Origin of the sequence: Amycolatopsis speibonae (genome assembly GCF_042647925.1) — a bacterium.
GTDB classification, from domain to species: domain Bacteria; phylum Actinomycetota; class Actinomycetes; order Mycobacteriales; family Pseudonocardiaceae; genus Amycolatopsis; species Amycolatopsis speibonae.
Genome location: NZ_JBHRWK010000046.1, coordinates 1 through 19,874, shown reverse-complemented (window position 1 = coordinate 19,874; position 19,874 = coordinate 1). Strand labels below are relative to the sequence as shown.

Genomic DNA, 19,874 nt, shown 5'->3' with positions numbered 1-19,874 from the left:
AGCGCTTTCCCTTGGAGATGCGAAAGCCGTGGCCGGGAGTACCCCGAAAGCCACGGCCAACACGACGCTGACGACACCGAGACGCGATCTCAGACGCGACGATCTCACGGCGATTCCCCCTCGTTCTGCGGGGATGTGCCGCCCGCGCCCAGTTGAACTCTGTCCTATTCGGACGCGCGGGGAAAGCAGCCGAACAGCGTAATTCGATCATCCACGAAACAGCAGGCAGATGGTCTAGATCTCGTAGCCGTCCAGCACTGTCGGGGCGACCGGGGACAGATGCTCGTCGCGGTGTTCGGTGACCAGGCCGCGGGCCATCCGGTACACCTTGAACTCGTTGTCGTGCTCGGGGTCCTGGTCGTCCCAGACGTGCAGGAGACCGTAGGAGCCGGGCGCGAGGTCGCCGACGCGGGTGAACAGGTCCACCAGCTCGGGCGCGATCGTCGTGCCGTGCTTGTCCATGCCGCCCAGATGCAGCACCGGTGCCCCGGCGGCCCAGCGCAGGTCCACCAGATCGCCGTCGTCGAAGTCGCGGACGGCGCGGTGCACCCGCTCGACGATGCGCTCGAGCAGCGCCGCGTCATCGTCGCCGGAAGGGCTCGCTTGGATGGTCACCCACCCGTGATATTCGAACACCCGCCTCAGTTTAGGCAGGTCCGCCCGCCGGACGGCGGTCAGCCCGCCATCGCGGCCGGTGCCCCGTCGCGACGCAGCGCGTTCTTGAAGACCCGTTCGCCGTGCTTCTCGAAGGCCGGCGCCAGCTTCTCGCCGTAGACGCACAACGTCCGCTCCCAGGGGTGGCCGAGCGTGCCGAAGCGGAAGTCGTTGGCCAGGAACATGTGGTAGTCCGTGCGCGGGAACACCGGGACCGGCCACGGGTCGAGCGCGGCGTGCCGATGCGGGTAGAAGCGATACGACTGGTGCTGCCAGTGCAGCACCCAGACCCACTCGTCCTCGGCGACGCACTCCTTCAGCGCCGAGAGCGCGACACGGGCGACGTCGTTCTGCTCGACGGCGTACGGGCCGAGCCGGAATTCGGCCGACGCGCGGTCGAGTCCTCCGGGCGCGAGATCCCAGGCGATGGACGGCGCGGGTTCACGAAAACCGGGCCAGGCGTGCGCATACGTGCTCGGCCAGAACGCGAGCTTGTCGTAGACCCAGTACCAAGCGGGCTCATCTGCGACCCTGGAGATGGCTTCCCAAGCGTTGTTCACGAGCGACCCTCGGTGGTTCGGCCGATTAAGACTGGGAAAGCTTCGTGTTCAGGGCCTGACTTTGTCCAGCTCGTGGGCATACTCCGCGAAACTGTCACCTGATCAGGTGTCTTGCGCCGCCGCCGGAACCGTGAGAATGACGGTGCGTGAACGGCGAGCCCGCGGAAAGCGGGCTCGCCGTCGTTCGATCATGCGGCCGCCTCCCAAAGGCTCATGAAGGCCGATGCCTCACTCCGCACCCATGGCTTCACCTTGTCGCGGTCTCGCGGCGACAAGGCGAACTCCTTCGACCGGCGGACGTCGATCACCAGCGGGCGCCCGCCCGGCCGCAGGTCGTCCATGGTCTGTTCGAGCAGCCACAGCACCATCTGCGCCGCGTCCCGGCTCAACGGCTCCTCCTTGAAGTAGAGCCAGGTCGCGTAGACCGGGCCGTCGCCCTTGCGCAGGCCGAGGTGCGGGTTGATGCCCACCTCGAGCGCGCCGAGCCGCCATCGTGACCGGCCGACCTCGGCGAGCCGCAGGTCACGCCGCCCCACGTAGCGCAGCCAGCCGTTGGCGATCTCGGTGTAGTGCGGCCGCGTGCGCTCGTCCGCGTTCTCGACCAGCGCCCGCAGTACCTCGCGATCCCGCCCGGAGATCCGCCCGGCACGGATCGCGTTCGCGGCGCGGAGATAGAAGTTGAACCCGCCCCTGGCCGGGTCCTCGTACTGGCGGCGCCAGCGCCGGACGAACGAGGAACGCGAGGGACCCGAGCTCGTGCTGTACCCCACGAACGTGGGCAGGGTGATGTAGGCCATCCGTGTCTGCCTTTCGCCGCTGTTCTTGCTGTACAACGACTATTTTAGAACACATGTACGACAGAAAACGGGGCTTTACGGGTGACGTGGCGAAGGAGGCCAAGGTCCTTCGAGCAGCTCGGCCGATTCCTCGAGGATCGGCACCTCGCAGACGTCCCTCGGGGTGAGGTCGGTCGGGATCCAGCTGTCGAGCATCGCCGACCAGCGCGTGATCCCCCGCAACGCCTGGGGCGACCCGAGCAGCTCGCCGACCTCGCTGACCAGCGCGCCACCGGCCGCGGGCGAGAGGCGGCCTTCGACCATCGCGGTGAGCCAGCCGTGGATCAGCAGCCAGCGGGCGGCCGTCGGATCGGCGGGCAGGTCGAGCCCGAGCTCGTCGACGACCTGGCCGAACGCCTTGTCGACGGCGTCTTCGGCGGCGGACCCGAGCCCGGCGAGCAGGGCGAGGGAAGGGGTGTCGAGTCCGGCGACGATCGCGTCCAGACCGGCCTCGACCAGATGGGAGGTGCGGACGTCACGTCCGGCGAGCCTGCCGATGGCCAGCTCGCGCAGCGCGCCGCGACACGCGTCGATTTCCGTCACCCGGCACTTCCCACGTCCGTCACCGTACCGGCGGAACCGGCCCGCCACGCCTGACCAGCCGAAAGAGCATCACACCGTGGACAGGCGCGGGGTGATGCGAACGTCGAGGACGGCTTCAAGGGCGTGAGCCAGCCGCTCCAGCACCGGAATGGTCGGGACTGTCCCTCCCGCCTCGAACCGTGCGACGGCGGACTGCGTCATCCCCGCCTCGGTGGCGAGCTTCGTCTGGGACCAGCCGCGCGCCTCTCGCATTTCCGCACCGTCTTTCCTCCAGTCGGTCCGCTCGGCCATCGTTCTCACTCCCCGCCGTGCTCATCTGTCGTATGTCCCGCAAACGAGAATCCCGGTGCCGGGGGCAGCTGGTCGAGTTCGACGTCACCGACGCCGCCGAAAAGCGGCGAGATCAGTGCTGGACCAGGTCGTGAGTGGACACAAGAATGTGGAAAGACCACATCAACCACCCATAAGGGTGCATGCAACACTGGCTGCCCACACCCGGCGGCAGGGGGCTAAATGAGCTGGCAAGACGAGCTTCGACAGCTGGACGTCGAGCTGGCCGCGGGTCGCGTCGGGCACGCCGAACACCGCCGGAAGCGCGACGAGCTCCTGGCGGAGGCCTCCGGCGGGACGATGCCGTCGCCGGTCCCCTCACCGCTGCGGCGCCCGGGCGGGGAGTGGCACAGCGCCAATCCCGCCGCGCGGCCGGTCGAGCAGCCGGCAGTCACGGTCCAGGAGTCCCAGCCCTACCAGCAGCCGACCCAGCCGTACCGGCAACCCCAGTCGTACCAACAAACTCAGCCGGTCTACCCGCCCCCGCCGGCGACCGTCGAGCAGCCCAAGCCGCGCGAAGCGAAGAAAAGCGCCATCCCCCACATCGCGGACCACAAGACCACCGCGCCCTCGCCCGCCGACATCAATCCGACGGTCTACCTGCGTGCCGAGCCGCCGCCGGTCCGGGACAGGCCGTCGACCCGCGAGCTGAACCGGCCGCTTCCGCCGCTGGCCCCCGAACCCGGCCCGCGCCACCAGGCTCCCGCCGAGGACTACGCGGTCGTCGGCGAGCGCAAGCCGACCTGGCTGTTCATCGCCGCCGGTGTGCTGGTCGTGCTGACGCTGATCATCGGCGGGACGCTCTGGCTGGGCTCGTCGCCGTCCTCGAACGTCGCGGACCGGCCGCCCTCGCCGAGCGTGGCCCTGCCGCCGGACGGTCTCGCGCCGTCCGGCCAGCCCAACAGTGGCCAGACGCCGTTGGAAGATCGGCTGCCCGCGCTGCCCGGGACACCGTCGAAGGACAACTCGACGATGTCGGTCGCGAAGGGTGTCGAGCTCAACTTCTACTCGAAGGCCGCGGCCGACTACCTCGCGTCGAAGAACGTCGCGTCGATCACCTACAAGGGTTCGAACGAGGGCACGAACGGGTACCTCGTCCTGGTGATCCCGGCGAATGACGCGAAGGACGCGACAGCGATCGTCAAGTACTTCCGGGAGAACTCGATCAACGCCGGACTGCGCGAGCAGCGCGTCGGCGACCGGCTCGCCCTCGTCGGCGCGAACCAGAACGGCCAGCTCAGTGGCTTCGGTTACGTCTCCGGGACGATGGCGGTGACGACCTGGGTCTCGCAGCCGCTCGGCGGCGACGCGCAGGCGCTCGACACCCGGCTGGGGCAGACGCTGACCTCCTTGGACACTGTTCTCCCGGCGAGCTGAGAGACCCAGGTCGCGGGGAGATCACGATTCGACCCGCGAGGGCGCGTCGAGTCCGGGCAGTGCAGAATGTGCGAGGTCACCGCAGTGGTGGTATCGCGACGGCAGGGAGCGTTCTCCCGCCGGAAATCGGATAAGGGGGCCGGTGGTGTCCTGGCAGGAAGAGCTGCGCAATCTGGACGAAGAGCTCGCATCTGGGCGGCTCTCCGCGGACGATTACCGGCTCCGCCGTGACCAGGTGTTGTCATCGGCGGTCGCCTACGGGGACCCTGCCCAGCAGCAGGTCCAGCAGCCCGGCCAGCAGCCGCAGCAGCCCTTCCAGCAGCAGCCCCCTCCGCCGCCGCAGGCGCCGCAACAGCAGGCGCCGCAGCAGCCCGGCCAGCCCAACAGCGCCGACTCGACCCAGATCATCGCGCCGGTGAACCAGCCGCCGCAGAACGGTGAGGGCGAGCGCACCCAGGTGGTCCCGAGCTGGCAGCAACAGCAGGCCGATCCGAACCGGACCCAGGTCGTGCCGCCGGTGGCGTCGCCGCCGGGCGGTTTCCCGCAGCAGGGCCAGGCGTCCCCGGCCGGTGGCTTCCCCCAGCAGGGCCACGCCTCGCCCGCGGGCAGCTTCCCGCAGCAGCAACAGCAGCAGGGTTACCAGCAGCAACAGCCGCAGCAGCAGGGCTGGACCGACACCGACGCCAGCCCGCCGTGGGATGGTTCGGAGTTCCCGCCGATCTCGCCGGTCGGCAGCACGGAGTGGGTCAAGCAGGGCCCTGAGCTGTTCGAAGACAAGCCCAAGGGCAAGGGCGGCAAGATCGCCGTCATCGCGATCGTGGCCGTCCTGGTCCTCGCCGGTCTCGGCGTCGGCGGTTACTTCGCCTTCTCCGGCGGCGGTGACACCCCGCCGGACCCGACGGCCTCGCCGCAGCCGAGCCAGTCGCAGGCTCCCCCGACGTCGTCGGCCAAGCCGAAGACGCCCGAAGAGCTGCTGTTCGAGAAGATCCCGGAGCAGTCCGGCGACGAGGACTCGAAGAGCGGCGCGATCCCCGCGGCCCAGCTCGCCGCGATCACCGGCATGGAGAAGGCCGAGGCGGACCTGGTCATCGCCGCCGGGGTCAAGCAGGTCGCGTACCGGGGCTCGCAGAAGCAGCCGGACGAGACCGGGCCGCAGCCGGCGAAGATCTCGGTCATGGTCATCCCGCTGACCAGCCCCGGCGCCGCCGGTGACCTGGTCAAGCAGCTGCGCCAGTACCAGACGAGCAACGGTTTCGTGCAGATCACCGAGCCGCTGCCGGGTATGCCGCCGAAGCTGAACTTCCAGAAGAAGATCGACGGCGACAAGGGCTACTACCGCGGCACCTGGATCAACGGCAACAACATCGTCCGGGTCGACATCCTGCAGAACCCGCTCGGCGGGGAAGACGGCGAGAAGGCGTTGAGCGGCACGTACCAGCGTGCGGTGAAGAAGACGCTGGAAAACTACGCCGTCACCAGCTGATCGATGACCGCCGCGAACGCCCGGCTGCTCACGACCCTGCTCTCCCTGGCCGAGGACACCGGTTCGTTGTCCGACGAACTGCACTTCGCCGGCCGGGACGCCACCGAGCGTGATCCGCTCGATCACGGCGCCGCGAACGTCCTCCGGGCGCTCGTGCTGCCGAAGGCGCCGCGGGTCCTGGAGGTCGGTGCCGGTTTCGGTGGGCTGACGCGGTACCTGGGCGAGGTCGCGGCGACGGTGCACGCCGTCGAGGCCGACCCGGTCCGCGCCGCCGCGGTGCGGTTCCGCACCCGCGGCCTCGGCACCGTGACGGTGCACGACAAGCTGGTCGTCGAGACCTACGACCTCGTCGTCGTCCAGCAGCCGTACGCGACGCGGAACCTACTGGACTGGGTTCGCGAGCGGCTGTCGCCGACGGGTGCCGTCGTGGTGCTGACGGCTTCGCGCGGTGTCGCCGGGACGCTCGCCGCAGCGGGTCTCGAAGTGCAGCGTGAGCTGCTCTGTTCCCCCGGTCACGAGGTCGCCCGCGCGGTGCGCGGCGCGCGGATCGACACCGAACTGCCCCGGCTGTCCGCCGCGATCGCGGGCGGTCCCGCGAACGGCCTCGCCCTGCTCTGCGGTCCCGGCGCCGCCGCGCTCTGGCCCCCGTACCGGCTCGCGACCTACTTCAACACCGCCGAGCGCGCCGCGTTCGCCTGTACGCGCGCCGACGTCGTCCGCACCGGGGAGGGTGCCGAGGTCCGCCGCGTGCCGCTGGTCCCGTCGCCGCCGGTCGCCGGGATCTCGGTCGGACCGTGCGCGGACAAGGTGTACGACGCCCCGACGATGGTCGAAGTCCTGCTCGACGAGCCGGAGCGGGTCGCGGAACTGCTCACCGGATGGCGGGATCTCGTCCGCGAGGAGGCCGCGCGCGGGGTCGAGGCGCTGTGGGATCTGGTGCCGCACAACGTCCTCGTCGACGGCGCGACGCTGCGCCCGATCGACCTGGAGTGGCGGAACGCGGGCGCCGGAGTGTCCGAAGTGGTCGAGCGCGGGGTGCTCGTGCTGGCCGACAAACTCGCCGACGCGGGCTGGCCCGCGGCGGCGGACGGTGGCTCGATGCGCGACCTGGCGGGCTGGCTCGGCGTGCTGATCGGCCTCCATCCTTCCTTTGTGGACGGTGCACTGGAGCGTGAAGTCGCCTTCTCGACGATCGGTTCGTGCGGCACCGAGCACGGCACGGACGAGGTACGCGGGTCGATCGCCGAAATCTGGCGAAAACGCCTGGCGAGAACCGTCCACGAGTACCGTTCAACGAAGGCCGGCGCCGGTGTGGCGGCGAACGAAGACGAGGTAGCGAAGCGATGACGAGCCTGCATACCGCCGGCATCCTGACCCCGGACCGGCCGGTCGGGCACCTGTTCGAGCTCCGGGGCTGGACGACCGGGATCAGCCGGATCGACGAGATGTCCGTGACCGTCGCGGACGTCGAGGCGAACCTGTTCCCCGAGCCGTGCCCGGGCGCTCCCGAAGGCACTTTCGGCTGGCGTGCGGTCCCGGCCACCTGGGTTCCCGCGGGCGTCCAGGACATCGTCGTCACCGGCCCGGACGAGCGCGTGCTGAACCAGGCGACCGTCCACGTCGGAACACTTCCGGGTGAAGAACCGCTGTGGCTGGGCGAACTCGAAGCGCCGAAGCAGGGCAAGGTCTCCGAAGGGCACGTCGTCTACGTGACGGGTTGGGCGATGCTTCAGGGCCGCGCGCCGAGCCTGATCGAGGTCATGGTCGAGGGCGGCGGCACGGTCAGCGCACGCACCCGCTTGCCTCGTAAGGACGTGCCGCAGGAATTCCCCGGATTCGACGACGCCGCGGTGAGCGGCTTCGAGGCCTGGGTGCCTGTCGACCTCCCGTACGGCGAAGAGCGGACGCTGTCGCTTCGCGTCCGGTACCGCACCGAAGGCGTCGGCGAGGTCGTGTCGGCGAAGCGCACTTTCACGCTTCGCAACCCTGTCGCGGACCTGGACGACGCCGAACTCGCCGACGAACTGGCCGGTGACACCGCCCGCGCGATGGCGCGCGTCGACATCCCGACCGATCCGAAGCACGTGCTGGTGTTCACGCACAGCCTCGGCGTCGGCGGCGGGCAGCTGTGGCTGCAGGAACTGCTGAGCCGGATGGTGACCGACCACGGCTGGCAGGTCAGCCTGGTCAGCGAAACCGACGGCCCGCTGCGCGCGGACTGCCACGAACTCGGCATCCCCGTGCACGTCACGACGCACTACCGGAACCAGACAGTGCCCGCTTATGAGGGCCACGTCGCCGAGCTGGCGCGCTTCGCGAAGTGCTCCGGAGCGGGCGTCGCGCTCGTCAACACTCTCGGCGGCTTCGTCGGCGCGGACGCGGCGAAGCGGGCCGGGATGCCGACGGCGTGGGTCATCCATGAGAGCTTCTCGCTGCCCGCGTTCGCCTACCAGAACTGGGGCCCGGTGAAACCGCCCGCCGCGGTGTGGAAGCGCTGGGAGAGCACGCTCGGCGAGGTCGACAGGCTGCTGTTCGTCGCGGACGCGACGCGCGAGATGTTCCTCCCGTACAGCAAGCCGGAGCGCTGCCGGACGGTCCGCTACGGCACGCCGATGCACAAGTTCGGCGGCCGGACGCGGTCGGAGACCCGGCGGCAGGCGCGGAACATGCTCGGCTACTCGCCGGACGACATCGTGCTGGTCAACATCGGCATCGCGGAAGCCCGCAAGGGGCAGGCGCCGCTGATCTCGGCGATGGAGCGGATCCACAAGATCCACCCCGAGGCGAAACTGTCCGTCGTCGGCCTGCACCCGTCGCCGTACGGGCTGGCGATGGAGGAGTCCGTCGAGCGCGCCGGGCTGGAGGAGTCGGTCAGCCTGGTGCCGATCCAGCCGGATCCGCTGCGCTGGCTGCAGGCCGCGGACATCTTCGTGAACAGCTCCGACATCGAGTCGCTGCCGCGGTCGATCCTCGAAGCCGTCTGCTGTGGTGTCCCTGTCGCGGCGACAGACGTGTTCGGCGCGCGGGAGATGATCGTCGACGGCGAGACGGGCTGGCTGTTCGAGACCAACGACGTCGACGCGCTGACGGCGGCGTTGCTGCGCGCGCTGGGCACGTCGGCCACACGCCGCCGTGAGATGGCGAAGGCCGCGCACGAGAAGCTGCTGCCGTGGCTCGACCCGGCGGGCTACGCGCGTGAGTACTCCGAAATCCTGACCGAACTGAGTGGGGGCGTTCATGTCTGACACCGACATTCCCGGCCGTGTCCAGGCCGAGCTGACCCGGCTCCGGGCCGAGCGGCAGGTTTTCACCGCCGAACAGGACCGGCTGAAGGCCAAGCTGGCCGACACCGAGCACGAACTGCGCGAGGCCGCCGCGGCCGCGCCGAACGAAGGCGAGTCCGCCGCCGTGAACCAGAAGCTCACTTCGCAGCAGGAAGAACTCGATGTCGCGAAGGCGCGTCTGCAGGCGCTGGAGACCGAGGTCCTGCTCGCCCACCAGCAGCGTGACTCGCTGCGCGCGGAGCTGAAGACCTGCCGCGAGGAGCGGGACAAGCTGCGGCTCGCGCTGCTCGACGCCGAACTCGTGGTGTCGGCGGGTGTCGTCGACGCGGACGTCCTGCCCGGCGGCGAACCGTCGGCCGATCGGCAGCGCCTGCTCAACGCCGAACGTCTCGCCGCCGAGATGGCCAGGGAACTCGACGCCACGCGCCGCACCGTCAGCTGGCGGGTCACCGCGCCGCTGCGGGTCGTGCGGAAGAAGATGGACAGGCCGTGACCGAACTCTGCTTCGTCTCCGCCGAGGGCGGTTCCGCCTTCATGGAGGAGCTCCTGGAGGTGGTCGCCGACGCCGTGCGCACGGCGGGCGGCAAGGCAAGGACCGCGATCGGCAAGTACCCGGACGCCGGACGCGACACGGTGTACGTCGTCGTCCCCCACGAATACTTCGTGACCGCCCCGGACGGTGACTTCCCGACCGCCGAACAGTGCCGCCGCACCATCGGGTTCTGTGTGGAGCATCCCGGGACGGCGACCTTCGAACGCAACGCCGAACTGCTTTCCATCCTGGGCGGCGCCGTCGACCTCAACGCCGATTCGACCGCCGAACTGCGGCGGCGCGGGATCGCCGTCGAGCAGTTCCAGCTCGGCTACAGCCCGCTGTGGGACCTGTGGGGCGGCGACCTCGACAGTCCGCGCGACCTCGACGTCACCTACCTCGGCACGGCCGAGCGGCGGCGTTCGGTGCTGCTCGGTTCATACGCGCGGGACCTCGCCGGGCTGCGGACGCGGCTGCTGACCCCGCCGCACGAGCCGATGACCGCCGCCCGCGCCGACTTCCTGCCGGGCAAGGCGAAGTTCGAGCACCTCGCGCGGTCGCGGTTCCTGCTGAACCTGCACCGCGAGCGGAAGCAGACCCTGGAGTGGGTGCGCACGCTCGAAGCGATGACCAACGGCTGTGTGGTGGTCAGTGAGACGTCCATCGACGTCGAACCGCTGATCCCCGGCGAGCATCTGGTCCTCGCGCGGCCGGAGGCGCTGGGTTCGGTCGTCGCCGCGCTGGCCGACGAGCCCGAACGCGAACGGCACCTGCGTTCGGCCGCCTACGGTTTCGTGAAGTCGCTGGACATGACGGCGTCCGCGCGGCGGCTGATCGACCTGGCGGCTTCGCTGGGTTCGGCACCGGCGGCGGACATCGCCCCGGCGCGGGCGCTGGCGACGAGCCTGCGCAACCCCGAGAACGCGCTGGCCGTCGACACCCCGTCGTTCGACGCGCGGTTCGCGGGCGACAGGTCCGCGGGCGGTCCGGCTTCGGCACGCGGGACGGCGTTGTCGGCGCGGATCGCGCAGCGCGCGGCCGGTGCGCGACGGGTCGCCACGCGGCGCTGGGAACCGGCTGCGGCTTCGCCGGTGGGCTCTGCCGACGTCGACGTGCTGATCGTGCGCCGGACCGGCGAGGTCGACCCGGACGATCTCGCGAACGACCTGCTCACCGGCAGTGTGACGCCGCGGAAGGTGCTCGTCGGTGAGGACGGCGTGCACCCGTGGCCGCGTCCTCGGCCGTACGACGTCCTGCTGCACGACACCCCGCTCGGCCGCGGGCTCACCCGGAACTCGCTGCTGGAGCGCTCGACGGCGCCCTGGCTGCTGGTGCTCGACGGCGGGATGCGCGCTTCGGAGTTCCTGCTGGAGCGCCTGCTGGCCGCTGCGGAGGGCGCCGACGTCGTGCACTGCCCCGTCGCGGATCCGGTGGACGGCCTGGTCGGCGCGCTGCCGCCGGAGGAGCGGCGCCTGCGGAAGCTGCCGTACCTGGGCAGCGGCTATCTGGTGCGGCGGTCACTGGTCGACGAGTTCGGCGGGTGGAACTCCGAGGTGCTGTTCGAGGGCCTGGAGGATCACCTGTTCTGGCTGCGGGTGGCCTCGGCGGACCGGCCGACGACGCTGGTGCAGCAGGTGCTGCTGCGGCGGCTGCGGCCGGATCCGGACTCGCGGCCGATGGACCTCGACCCGCATCGGGTGTGGGCGGCGGTCGGCAGCGCTCTGTAGCTCCCTCAAGCGCGATGAAAGGTCCTTTCCTTGCAAATTTGGCAAGGAAAGGACCTTTCATCGCATGGGGAGTGGGCGTGGCGTTAGTCCGAAAGTGTGAGTTGGGCCGTGTCGGTGAACGACCTCCCCCGGTGATGCGCCTTAGGAGCAGAGCATCGGAACGTCCCGATGCCGGACGAGGAGGAACAGCATGGCCTGGGAAATCGTCCTGGTCGCCGCGCTGGCCGTCGTGTTCGTCATACGGCTCGCCCTTCAGCTGAAGCGCGGCTGACCCCGTTTTGCGCACCCCGCGGCGCAGTGAATGAGGGGAACGGGGCTTTCCTCGCGGATTTCGCGGGGAAAGCCCCGTTCACCCCATCGCGATACGCCGTCCGATCCGCATCTGCGGAATCCGCCGCGGCCGGGCCGCGGGGGCCGGGGAAAGCGGAGGGCCGTCCTCGCGCAAACGCTTCTTCACGTGAATCGTCTTGTAGCCGGTGGTCAAATAGCCCTCGTTCTTCAGTTTCGACATCTCCGCGTTGACCGACGCGGCCGAAGCGCCGATCGCCGAGGCGATGTCCGTGTGGTTCAGCCCCACGTCGATGACGACACCGCCGACGCCGCCGTCACCGGGAACCCCGTAGAGCGCCTGCAACCTGGTCAGGTACGCGGTCAGCCTGCTCCGGACCTTGGCCGTCGCGAAACCCAGCGCGACGTTCCGCAGCCGCACCCGGCTGGCCAGGTCCACGGCGATCAAGGCCATCGCCTGCTTGTCTTCGTCGAGGAAACCACGGAAGGCGTTCTGCGGGATCTCCAACGCGCGAACCGGTTTCGTGGCGAGGTACGAGAGGTGGCTCGACCGCCTGGCCAGGCAGTCTTCGACGCCGAGGAGGTCACCGGCGCCGAACAGGTCCACGATCGTCGGCGGTGTGCCGCCCTGGGCCGCGCGCTGTGCTTTCACGAAGCCGGACCGCAGGATCAGCACCGGTGGCGACGGATCGCCCTGGTTGAGCAGTGTCGTGCCCGCCGCGTGGTCCACGTGTTTGCCCAGGTCGAGCAGCCGCTGGCGCTGCCGTTCGGTGACCGCGGCCAGGAAGTCCCCGCCCATCAGCCGACCACCTCCGCGAACGCGTAGAGGATCGCCGGGAGCCCTGCCACGAGCGCCGCGACCGACCCGATGACCTTCGCCGGCTGGGCGACCTTTCCGGCGAGCATGAGCCGGGTGAGGATCGCGGCGAAAACGATGTAGGCGAGAACGACGACGCCCGCGGTGATCACCAGAAGAGGATCAGATGTCTTTGCCGTCAATAGTGACTCCCAGTGAGAGAAGAAAAGCGCGCCGATTCTTGCCCAGCCGGGTGAGAATCACGTCAGGTAGGTGACGCCACCACTCGCCGTTCAGCCGAAGACTAGTGCTCAGTGGCATTGCTAGAAAGCAAGTCGGCCTTCGCCACCCCTGTCCGGGGATCCATTTCGCGACGGAAAGTGACGACTATTCCGCGCGGTCGACGAGCGGATAATCACGCACCGTGTACGAAGGCGAGACAAGATTCGATGCGACACTCCTGGAGTCGTCAGGAAATCAGAGTTAGCAGTACGCGCGTATGATTTCGAATCGCCTCCCGGAATCCGGCGAGCACTCAGCCAGAGTCCTGGTGGAGACGAAGATGAGACGGCGACGGCAGTCCGGTCGGCCGTCCGCTCGACCCCGCCCGGGACGTGCATCTGCACGTGCACTTAACTGGATTAACGGAGCGTCAACGTTGTGTCAGGCTTGACGACTCCCCGTGACCAGCAAGGTTTTTTCGGAAATCTCAGCTTTTTGGGGGAACCTCACGGCCGATTCGCGCGGTAAAGGGGCCGGTCAACCCCGGCGAGGGCTGACCAGGCCGGATTCGTAGGCCAGCACCACCAGCTGCGCCCGGTCGCGCGCCCCGATCTTGGTCATGATGCGGCTGACGTGGGTGCGCGCGGTGGCCGTCGAGATCACCAGATGCGCGGCGATCTCGTCGTTCGACATCCCGCCGGCGACCAGGCCGAGGACCTCGCGTTCGCGGTCGGTGATCTCGCGGACGGCACTGACGTCGATGCGACGGTTCTCCGGCCTGTCGACGAATTCCGCGATCAGCCGCCGGGTCACGGTCGGCGCCAGCAGCGCCTCGCCCGCGGCGACCACCTTCAGCGCCCGCAGCAGCTCGACCGGCTCGGTGTCCTTCAGCAGGAATCCGCTCGCGCCGGCCCTCAACGCCTCGTAGACGTACTCGTCGACGTCGAAGGTGGTCAGGACGAGGACCTTCACCCCGGCCAGCTCCGGGTTCGCGGTGATCCGCCGCGTCGCTTCGAGCCCGTCGACCCCGGGCATCCGGATGTCCATCACGACGATGTCCGGCTTGTGCTCGGCGGCGGCCGCGACGGCCTGGTCACCGTCGCCCGCCTCGGCGCAGACCTCGAAGCCGTCCTCGGTCTCCAGCAACACCCGGAACCCGGCGCGCACGAGCGCCTGGTCGTCGGCGAGAACCACCCGGATCGTCACAGTTCCCCCTCGATCGGCAAGTCCACGCGGACCTGGAAGCCGCCGTCCACCACGGACGTCGTGAGCGCGCCGCCCAGCGCGGCGGCCCGTTCGGACATCCCGCGCAGCCCGTGGCCGGGCGCGGGCTCGACGGCGCCACGGCCATCGTCGCGGACGAGCAGGGTCAGCGCACCGGTTTTCCGTTCGAACCTGACGTCGACGCCGCGTGCCTGGTGCGCGTGGCGGACCACGTTCGTCAGCGATTCCTGCAGGATCCGGTACGCGGCGCCGTCGACCGGGGCGGGCAGCTCCCCCGGTTCGCCATCCACGCGGACCTCCAGCCCGGCGGCCCGCGCGTGCTCGAACAGCTCGTCGGCCTGGGCGAGGCTCGGCGCGGGCGCCTTGTCCTCCCCGGAGCGCAACACGGCCAACGTCGCGCGAAGGTCCTTCAGCGCCGAAGCGCTCGCCTCCTTGATGTTCAGCAACGCCTCTTTCGCCTGCTCCGGACGCCTGTCCGCGACGTGTGCGGCGACCCCGGCCTGGACGTTGATCATCGCGAGACTGTGCGCGACGACGTCGTGGACCTCGCGGGCGATGGTGAGCCGCTCCTGTTCGGCCATCCGGTGCCGGTGCTCTTCGGCCTGCTCGCGGCGGGCCCGCGCGGCGGCCATCCCGTTGCGCACCGCCGTCCCGATCCCGACGACCGCGATCACCCAGACGACACCCAGCCCGGCGCGGACGTCGAAGGTGCCGAACCCGTGCCGGACGAACAGCACGATGCCGGCGGCCAGGAGCAGCGCTCCGCCGGTGATACTCGCGACGATCGGCCCGCGGATCTTGGTGAGCATGAACAACGCGATGGTCGGCAGCACGATCGCCGGCCCGGCCGGATTGCCGGACGCGTAGTAGCCCACCGTCAGCACGGAGGTGAGCAGGAAGATCGGCATCGGGAAGCGGTGGACCACCAGCAGCGGCAGCGCGGTCGCGACCAGCCAGAGGGCGCCGAACGTGGTCAGCGGCGGCACGTCCGGCTGCCAGCGGGAAGCGCTGCTCGTGGTCCCGAGGACGAACCCCAGCGGCAGCACCACGCGCAGCACGCGGCCCACCCAGGGGCTCCACGGATACCGTTCTTTCAGCAGCACAGGACGAAAGCTACCCGGGGTGGAGGCGTCCCGCGTCCGTTGAAAAGCGGCTTCCCGGCTACGCCGCGTGCGGTAGCCGCCGCAGGATCGACGTCATCATCAGGACCCCACCGATCACCTGCACGGCCAGCACCGGGGCACGATCGGCGTATCCCATGGTGAACGCGCTGAACAGGGCCCAAGCTCCCGAGCCCGCCATCGCTCCGGCGCCGGTCCACACCAGCACCAGCCGCGGCCAGAACCTCCCCCGTGACACAGTGGCGAGCGCGCCCGCGGCGAGCAGGCTGAGCAGGGCGATCACGACGTCTTGGCCGCGGGCGGACATGCCGCCGGAACCGAAGGCCCAGATCGAGTGGCCGATCGCGGAAACGAGCGCGGCGGCGATGCCGAGCTTGCCCGCGAGGCCGATCGTCCCCGGTCGCACGGTGCCGGTGACGACGAACCACCAGCGGTCGCGGGCGTAGAGCACGAAAGCGGTCAGCAGCAGGACACCCTGCCAGGCGAAGCCGCCGTAGACGACGGCCCAGACCCAGTTCTCCAGCGGCATCTCGGCCAGCTGCGGTTTCGCCAGGTCGGCGACGATCACCGGGAGGTTCAGCACGATCGGCGCGAGCAGTCCGGTGCCGATCCAGATCGGGAAGAGCACGAGCGGCGCGGGGATCCGGCGGCCCCAGGAGTAGGTGAACGCCAGCGCGAGCACCACCGCGACGACGTCCATCCCGCCGGTGAGCAGGTTCGCGAAGAGCATCAGCTTGGAGTCCACAAAGGACGGATCGCGGAGGCCGAGGTCGCCACCCGTGACCCAGGAGGCCTTGAGGGTCAGGTACGGGAGCGTGCCCAGTATCGCGGTGTAGCAGACGATCAGCCGGGAGCTGGAGATCTTGGGGGTGGAAAGTGCTGCGGTCATGCTCCCAGCGTCGGCGTTCACACGACGGAAAGACTCCCTCGCGAGCCTGGTCCGCCTCCCCCGTCAGAAGGAGCTGGGCAGTTTCGCCGCGGTTTCCTCGTCCGCCGGGGTCAGCGTCGCCAGGGAGATCTCGGAACGCCGCCCGAGGTACAGGTACGAGAACTCGAATCGCAGCAGGCCGACGTCCGGGTGCAGGTACCGCTTGAGCACGATCCGTTCGGTGGAGACGTCGTGTTCCTTCCACATCCGCTCGAAGACGTCGGATTCCTGCAGCAGCCGCTTGACCAGGTTCTTCCACGCCGGTTCGGCGAGGTGTTCGGCCATGGCCGCGCGGAAGCCGGCGACCACGCGGGGCAGGTTGAGTTCCCAGTCCGGGAGCCTTCGCCGCCACTCGGGGTTGGTCAGGCACTGGATCATGGTGTTGCGGTCTTCGAACGGGATCGCGTCGAGGCCGCCCATCAGCCAGTCGTAGGCCCGGTTGTAGGCGAGGATGTCGCAGCGCGCGTTACGCACGCAGACCGGGAACGGCTCCAGTTTCGCCATCATCCGGTGGACGTTGTCGCTGAGGAGCTTGCAGTCCTTCTCCAGCGGCGGCTCGGGGGCGCCGGCGAGAGTGAACAGGTGCGTGTGCTCGTACGGGTCGAGCCGCAGCGTGCGGGAGATCGCGTCCAGCACCTGCTCGGACGCGTTGATGTCGCGGCCCTGTTCGAGCCACGTGTACCAGGTGACCCCGACCCCGGCCAGCTGCGCGACCTCCTCGCGGCGCAAGCCGGGGGTGCGGCGCCTGCCGCTGATCGGCAGGCCGACCTGGTCCGGGGTGATGCGTTCACGGCGGCTGCGCAGGAAGACGGCCAGTTCGTGCCGTCGCACGTCGGCCACTCGCGAATCGACGGTCATGGTCACCTCATCAGGTTCGCAAAGCTCGAAGCCGGTTACCAGGTACTGGTGGTACCAGGATAAACACACTCCTGGTACCAGGGTGGAAATCGGTCGATCGTGGTATCCATGACTTCGACGCAAGTTCCGGTGACGCCTGCCCGCGTCACCGCCGGACCGGCCCTGACTTCCGCGGGCCTGTTCACCGTGCTGCTGGGGACGGCACTCCCCCTGATCGATTTCTTCATCGTCAACATCGCCTTGCCCGCGATCAGTTCCGACCTTCGGACCTCTTCGGCCACCTTGGAACTGGTGGTCGCCGCCTACGGGATCGCCTACGCCGTGCTGCTCGTCGTCGGGGGACGGCTCGGCGACGCCTTCGGCCGCCGCAAGCTGTTCTTGATCGGGCTGGCCTCGTTCACCGTCACCTCCCTGCTCTGCGGGATCGCGCCGACGGCGTTGACGCTGGTACTGGCGAGGGCCGCACAGGGGGCGGCGGCCGCGCTGATGCTGCCGCAGGTGCTGTCGATCATCCAGGCGACCACGACCGGTGAACGCAGGGCCAAGGCGCTGGGGTTCTACGGCGCGACAGCCGGGCTCTCGATGGTGCTCGGCCAATTCCTCGGCGGGGCACTGGTCGCCGCCGATCTGTGGGGTACGGGCTGGCGGCCGATCTTCCTGATCAACGTTCCCGTCGGGATCGTGGGCCTGGTTGTCGCCAGGAAGCTGGTCCCGGAGAGCCGTTCGCGGAACCCGATCGGCGTCGACCGTCCGGGCACGGTCCTCCTGGCGATCGCCCTGGTGTCGCTGCTGCTCCCGCTCGCGGAGGGCCCGGTGCTGGGCTGGCCACTGTGGACGATCGCGCTGCTCGTGGTGTTCCCGTTCGCCGCCGCCGGGTTCGTCCACGTCGAACGCCGGATGGAACGCCAAGGCGGGGTTCCGCTGCTGCCGCCGTCGGTGATGCGGATGCCGAGTGTGCGGCAGGGGCTGCTGGTCGGGGTGCCGTTCTTCGTCGGGTTCAGCGCGTTCATGTTCGTGTTCGCGGTGACGTTGCAGGACGGTCTGCACCTCGGTCCGCTGGACTCCGGCCTGGTGACGGCGCCGCTTTCGCTCGCGTTCTTCGTGATGTGCCTGGTCAGCAGCCGTCTGGTGACGCGGTTCGGGCAGCGGGTGGTGGCCGCCGGGCTGTCGATCCAGCTGCTCGGACTGCTGGTGCTGGTCGGCACCGTGCTGCTGGAGTGGCCGGAGATCGGGGTGCTCGACTTCGCGCCGGGGATGCTGCTGTGCGGTCTCGGTCAGGGACTCGCGATGACGACGGTGTTCCGGATCGTGCTGTCGAAGGTGCCGCCGGAGATCGCCGGGGTCGGCAGCGGGATGCTGACGACGTCGCAGCAGGCCGCGATGGCGCTGGGAGTGGCGACGCTCGGGACTTTGTTCGCTTCCGTCGGGGCGGGTTCGCTCGGGATGAAGGGCGCGTTCGTGCTGGTCATCGGGATCCAGGCGGTGCTGACGATCGGCGTCATCACGGTGGCGCGGCGGCTGCCGGATCCGCGGGTCTGAGAAAGTTCGTTTTCACCCGTCGGAGTTGTGGCGCCCCGAGCGACGATGGGGATGTGACGGAACCACGGGTGCACCGGGACCCGGCCTTCGCGCTGCTGTCGCTGTACGAGACGGCGTTGCCGGAGGTCTACGGGTACCTGCTGTCCCGGTGCGGGGATCGCACCCTCGCCGAGGAACTGACTTCGGAGACGTTCCTCGGCGCGGTGAGGGCCTGCCGTAAGGAGTTCGCCCCTCCGGTGAGTACCGGGTGGCTGATCGGCGTCGCCCGGCACAAGCTCGCCGATCACTGGCGGCGCAAGGAACGGGAGGAACGCGGGCTGCGGCTCGTCCACGAGGAGGAGTACACCGATCCGTGGGACGAGCGGCTGGACGCCCTGCTGGCCCGCGAGGTGCTCGCGTCGCTGGGGGCGCATCATCAAGCCGCGTTGACGCTTCGCTACGTCGATGGCCTTCCGGTGCCGGAGGTCGCCGCCCATCTCGAGCGCACGGTGCACGCCACGGAGGCGCTTCTCGTGCGGGCCCGTGCCGCGTTCCGGCGTGCTTACCAGGAGAAGGAGGGTCGCGATGTCTGATCCATTCGACGCGCTTCGCGGGCCCTCGCAGCCTGTCGAGCCTGACCTGCTCTTCGCCGCCGAACTGCGCGACAACCTGCGTCGCGCCGTCCTGAACGGAGTTTCCGCTATGCCACTCGACGCCGAAGTACGTTCCTTGACGCCGTATCTCGTGGTGACGGATGCCCGCGCCGCGCTCGATTTCTATGTCGAGGTGTTCGGGGCCCGGCGGCGGTCCGATCCGATCGTGATGGAGGACGGCCGGGTCGGACACGCGGAACTGGCCATCGGGGACAGCGTGCTGATGCTCGCGGAGGAATTCCCGGAACTCGGGAACGTCGTGGCGCCGGCCGGTGGTCCGCTGATCCGGATCGAGGTCGCGGACGCGCACGCGTCGGCGCGGCGGGCGGTGGAACTGGGCGGGGAACTGGAACGTCCCGTCTCGGACACGGGATATGGGCTGAGCGGGGCGATCAAGGACCCCTACGGCCAGCGGTGGCTTGTCGCGCAGGCGGCGCCTTCTGCTGTTCCGGAAGCAACGCCTGTCCGGCACGGCGAAGCGGGCTACTTCACCTTCCAGGTCCCGGACGACGCGCGCGCGAAGGCGTTCTACGGCGCCGTTCTGGGCTGGCAGTTCTCGCCGGGGCGGGTCGAAGGCGGTTGGGGTGTCGAAGGTTCCGGCCTGCAGGGCGGGCTCTGGGGTGGCCCGGGGCGGCAGGTGGGCTGGAAGGTCATGTACGCCGTCGACGATCTCGCCGCCGCCCTCGACCGCGTCCGCGCCCAGGGCGGCCAGACCGGCGAAACCGAACAACAGCCCTACGGCCTGAGCGCCGACTGCGTGGACGACCAGGGCATCGAATTCTGGCTTTGGGAACAGCCGCGCTCTTGAGTCACTGTCCCCACCCCCCACCCGTCCCGGGGCAATGCCACTTACTTAGCGGGTTGCGGGTCTGGCCGTGGTGGTGTTGTTGCTGATTGTAACGGGGCGTGAGGTAGCGTTCCATTGTGGGCGTGACGCGTG

Annotated in this window: 20 protein-coding genes; 9 read left to right on the top strand and 11 right to left on the bottom strand. The window is 69.4% G+C overall.

Annotated elements, in window-relative coordinates:
- Positions 1 to 234: 234 nt before the first annotated feature.
- From ACFOSH_RS27620 to ACFOSH_RS27600, 5 genes are all read right to left on the bottom strand, one after another.
- Positions 235 to 636 (bottom strand): immunity 7 family protein, encoded by a 402-nt coding sequence (locus tag ACFOSH_RS27620; protein WP_378241984.1) that lies wholly within the window; start codon positions 634 to 636, stop codon positions 235 to 237.
- Positions 637 to 674: 38 nt separating this feature from the next.
- Positions 675 to 1,214, bottom strand: a complete 540-nt coding sequence (locus ACFOSH_RS27615) for a DUF2716 domain-containing protein (protein ID WP_378241983.1) — start codon at positions 1,212 to 1,214, stop codon at positions 675 to 677.
- A 188-nt stretch (positions 1,215 to 1,402) separates the two neighbouring features.
- The gene (locus ACFOSH_RS27610; RefSeq protein WP_378241982.1) at positions 1,403 to 2,011 is read right to left on the bottom strand and encodes a hypothetical protein; all 609 of its coding nucleotides are present in this window, start codon (positions 2,009 to 2,011) and stop codon (positions 1,403 to 1,405) included.
- 75 nt (positions 2,012 to 2,086) lie between these two features.
- Entirely contained in the window at positions 2,087 to 2,593 is a 507-nt protein-coding gene (locus tag ACFOSH_RS27605) for a hypothetical protein (protein WP_378241981.1), read from the bottom strand.
- A 69-nt stretch (positions 2,594 to 2,662) separates the two neighbouring features.
- On the bottom strand, positions 2,663 to 2,884 hold the full coding sequence (locus ACFOSH_RS27600) for a helix-turn-helix domain-containing protein (RefSeq protein WP_378241980.1): 222 nt from the start codon (positions 2,882 to 2,884) through the stop codon (positions 2,663 to 2,665).
- 222 nt (positions 2,885 to 3,106) lie between these two features.
- Between ACFOSH_RS27600 and ACFOSH_RS27595 the strand changes: the two genes are divergently transcribed.
- The 6 genes from ACFOSH_RS27595 (at position 3,107) to ACFOSH_RS27570 (ending at position 11,326) form a co-directional block, all read left to right on the top strand.
- Complete coding sequence (locus tag ACFOSH_RS27595) at positions 3,107 to 4,300, top strand: hypothetical protein (RefSeq protein ID WP_378241979.1); 1,194 nt, start codon at positions 3,107 to 3,109, stop codon at positions 4,298 to 4,300.
- A gap of 142 nt (positions 4,301 to 4,442) precedes the next feature.
- Positions 4,443 to 5,783 carry a flagellar basal body-associated FliL family protein gene (locus tag ACFOSH_RS27590; protein WP_378241978.1) on the top strand — a complete coding sequence of 447 codons (1,341 nt, stop codon included), beginning with the start codon at positions 4,443 to 4,445 and terminating at the stop codon, positions 5,781 to 5,783.
- A gap of 3 nt (positions 5,784 to 5,786) precedes the next feature.
- Entirely contained in the window at positions 5,787 to 7,130 is a 1,344-nt protein-coding gene (locus ACFOSH_RS27585) for a methyltransferase (protein ID WP_378241977.1), read from the top strand.
- On the top strand, positions 7,127 to 9,028 hold the full coding sequence (locus ACFOSH_RS27580; protein ID WP_378241976.1) for a glycosyltransferase family 4 protein: 1,902 nt from the start codon (positions 7,127 to 7,129) through the stop codon (positions 9,026 to 9,028). The genes ACFOSH_RS27585 and ACFOSH_RS27580 overlap by 4 nt, the downstream gene beginning before the upstream one ends.
- Entirely contained in the window at positions 9,021 to 9,560 is a 540-nt protein-coding gene (locus tag ACFOSH_RS27575; protein ID WP_378241975.1) for a hypothetical protein, read from the top strand. Before ACFOSH_RS27580 ends, ACFOSH_RS27575 begins: the two co-directional genes overlap by 8 nt.
- Entirely contained in the window at positions 9,557 to 11,326 is a 1,770-nt protein-coding gene (locus ACFOSH_RS27570; RefSeq protein WP_378241974.1) for a glycosyltransferase family protein, read from the top strand. Before ACFOSH_RS27575 ends, ACFOSH_RS27570 begins: the two co-directional genes overlap by 4 nt.
- 349 nt (positions 11,327 to 11,675) lie before the next feature.
- On the opposite strand, the gene ACFOSH_RS27565 is transcribed toward ACFOSH_RS27570, so the two are convergent.
- The 6 genes from ACFOSH_RS27565 to ACFOSH_RS27540 form a co-directional block, all read right to left on the bottom strand.
- Positions 11,676 to 12,413 (bottom strand): Crp/Fnr family transcriptional regulator, encoded by a 738-nt coding sequence (locus tag ACFOSH_RS27565; RefSeq protein ID WP_378241973.1) that lies wholly within the window; start codon positions 12,411 to 12,413, stop codon positions 11,676 to 11,678.
- Complete coding sequence (locus ACFOSH_RS27560) at positions 12,413 to 12,583, bottom strand: hypothetical protein (RefSeq protein ID WP_378241972.1); 171 nt, start codon at positions 12,581 to 12,583, stop codon at positions 12,413 to 12,415. Before ACFOSH_RS27560 ends, ACFOSH_RS27565 begins: the two co-directional genes overlap by 1 nt.
- A 586-nt stretch (positions 12,584 to 13,169) precedes the next feature.
- On the bottom strand, positions 13,170 to 13,838 hold the full coding sequence (locus ACFOSH_RS27555) for a response regulator (protein ID WP_378241971.1): 669 nt from the start codon (positions 13,836 to 13,838) through the stop codon (positions 13,170 to 13,172).
- Entirely contained in the window at positions 13,835 to 14,959 is a 1,125-nt protein-coding gene (locus tag ACFOSH_RS27550) for a sensor histidine kinase (protein WP_378241970.1), read from the bottom strand. The genes ACFOSH_RS27555 and ACFOSH_RS27550 overlap by 4 nt, the downstream gene beginning before the upstream one ends.
- A 58-nt stretch (positions 14,960 to 15,017) precedes the next feature.
- On the bottom strand, positions 15,018 to 15,866 hold the full coding sequence (locus ACFOSH_RS27545; protein WP_378241969.1) for a hypothetical protein: 849 nt from the start codon (positions 15,864 to 15,866) through the stop codon (positions 15,018 to 15,020).
- Positions 15,867 to 15,929: 63 nt separating this feature from the next.
- Positions 15,930 to 16,763, bottom strand: coding sequence for a helix-turn-helix transcriptional regulator (locus ACFOSH_RS27540; protein ID WP_378241968.1), 834 nt, complete (start codon positions 16,761 to 16,763; stop codon positions 15,930 to 15,932).
- 108 nt (positions 16,764 to 16,871) lie between these two features.
- Between ACFOSH_RS27540 and ACFOSH_RS27535 the strand changes: the two genes are divergently transcribed.
- From ACFOSH_RS27535 to ACFOSH_RS27525, 3 genes are read left to right on the top strand one after another with little or no spacing between them, the layout of a single operon-like run.
- Positions 16,872 to 18,302: an MFS transporter gene (locus ACFOSH_RS27535; protein WP_378241967.1), complete on the top strand. Its 1,431-nt coding sequence runs from the start codon at positions 16,872 to 16,874 to the stop codon at positions 18,300 to 18,302.
- Positions 18,303 to 18,355: 53 nt separating this feature from the next.
- Entirely contained in the window at positions 18,356 to 18,874 is a 519-nt protein-coding gene (locus ACFOSH_RS27530; RefSeq protein ID WP_378241966.1) for an RNA polymerase sigma factor, read from the top strand.
- A complete protein-coding gene (locus tag ACFOSH_RS27525; protein WP_378241965.1) occupies positions 18,867 to 19,742 on the top strand; it encodes a VOC family protein in 876 nt (291 codons plus the stop codon). Before ACFOSH_RS27530 ends, ACFOSH_RS27525 begins: the two co-directional genes overlap by 8 nt.
- Positions 19,743 to 19,874: the final 132 nt, after the last annotated feature.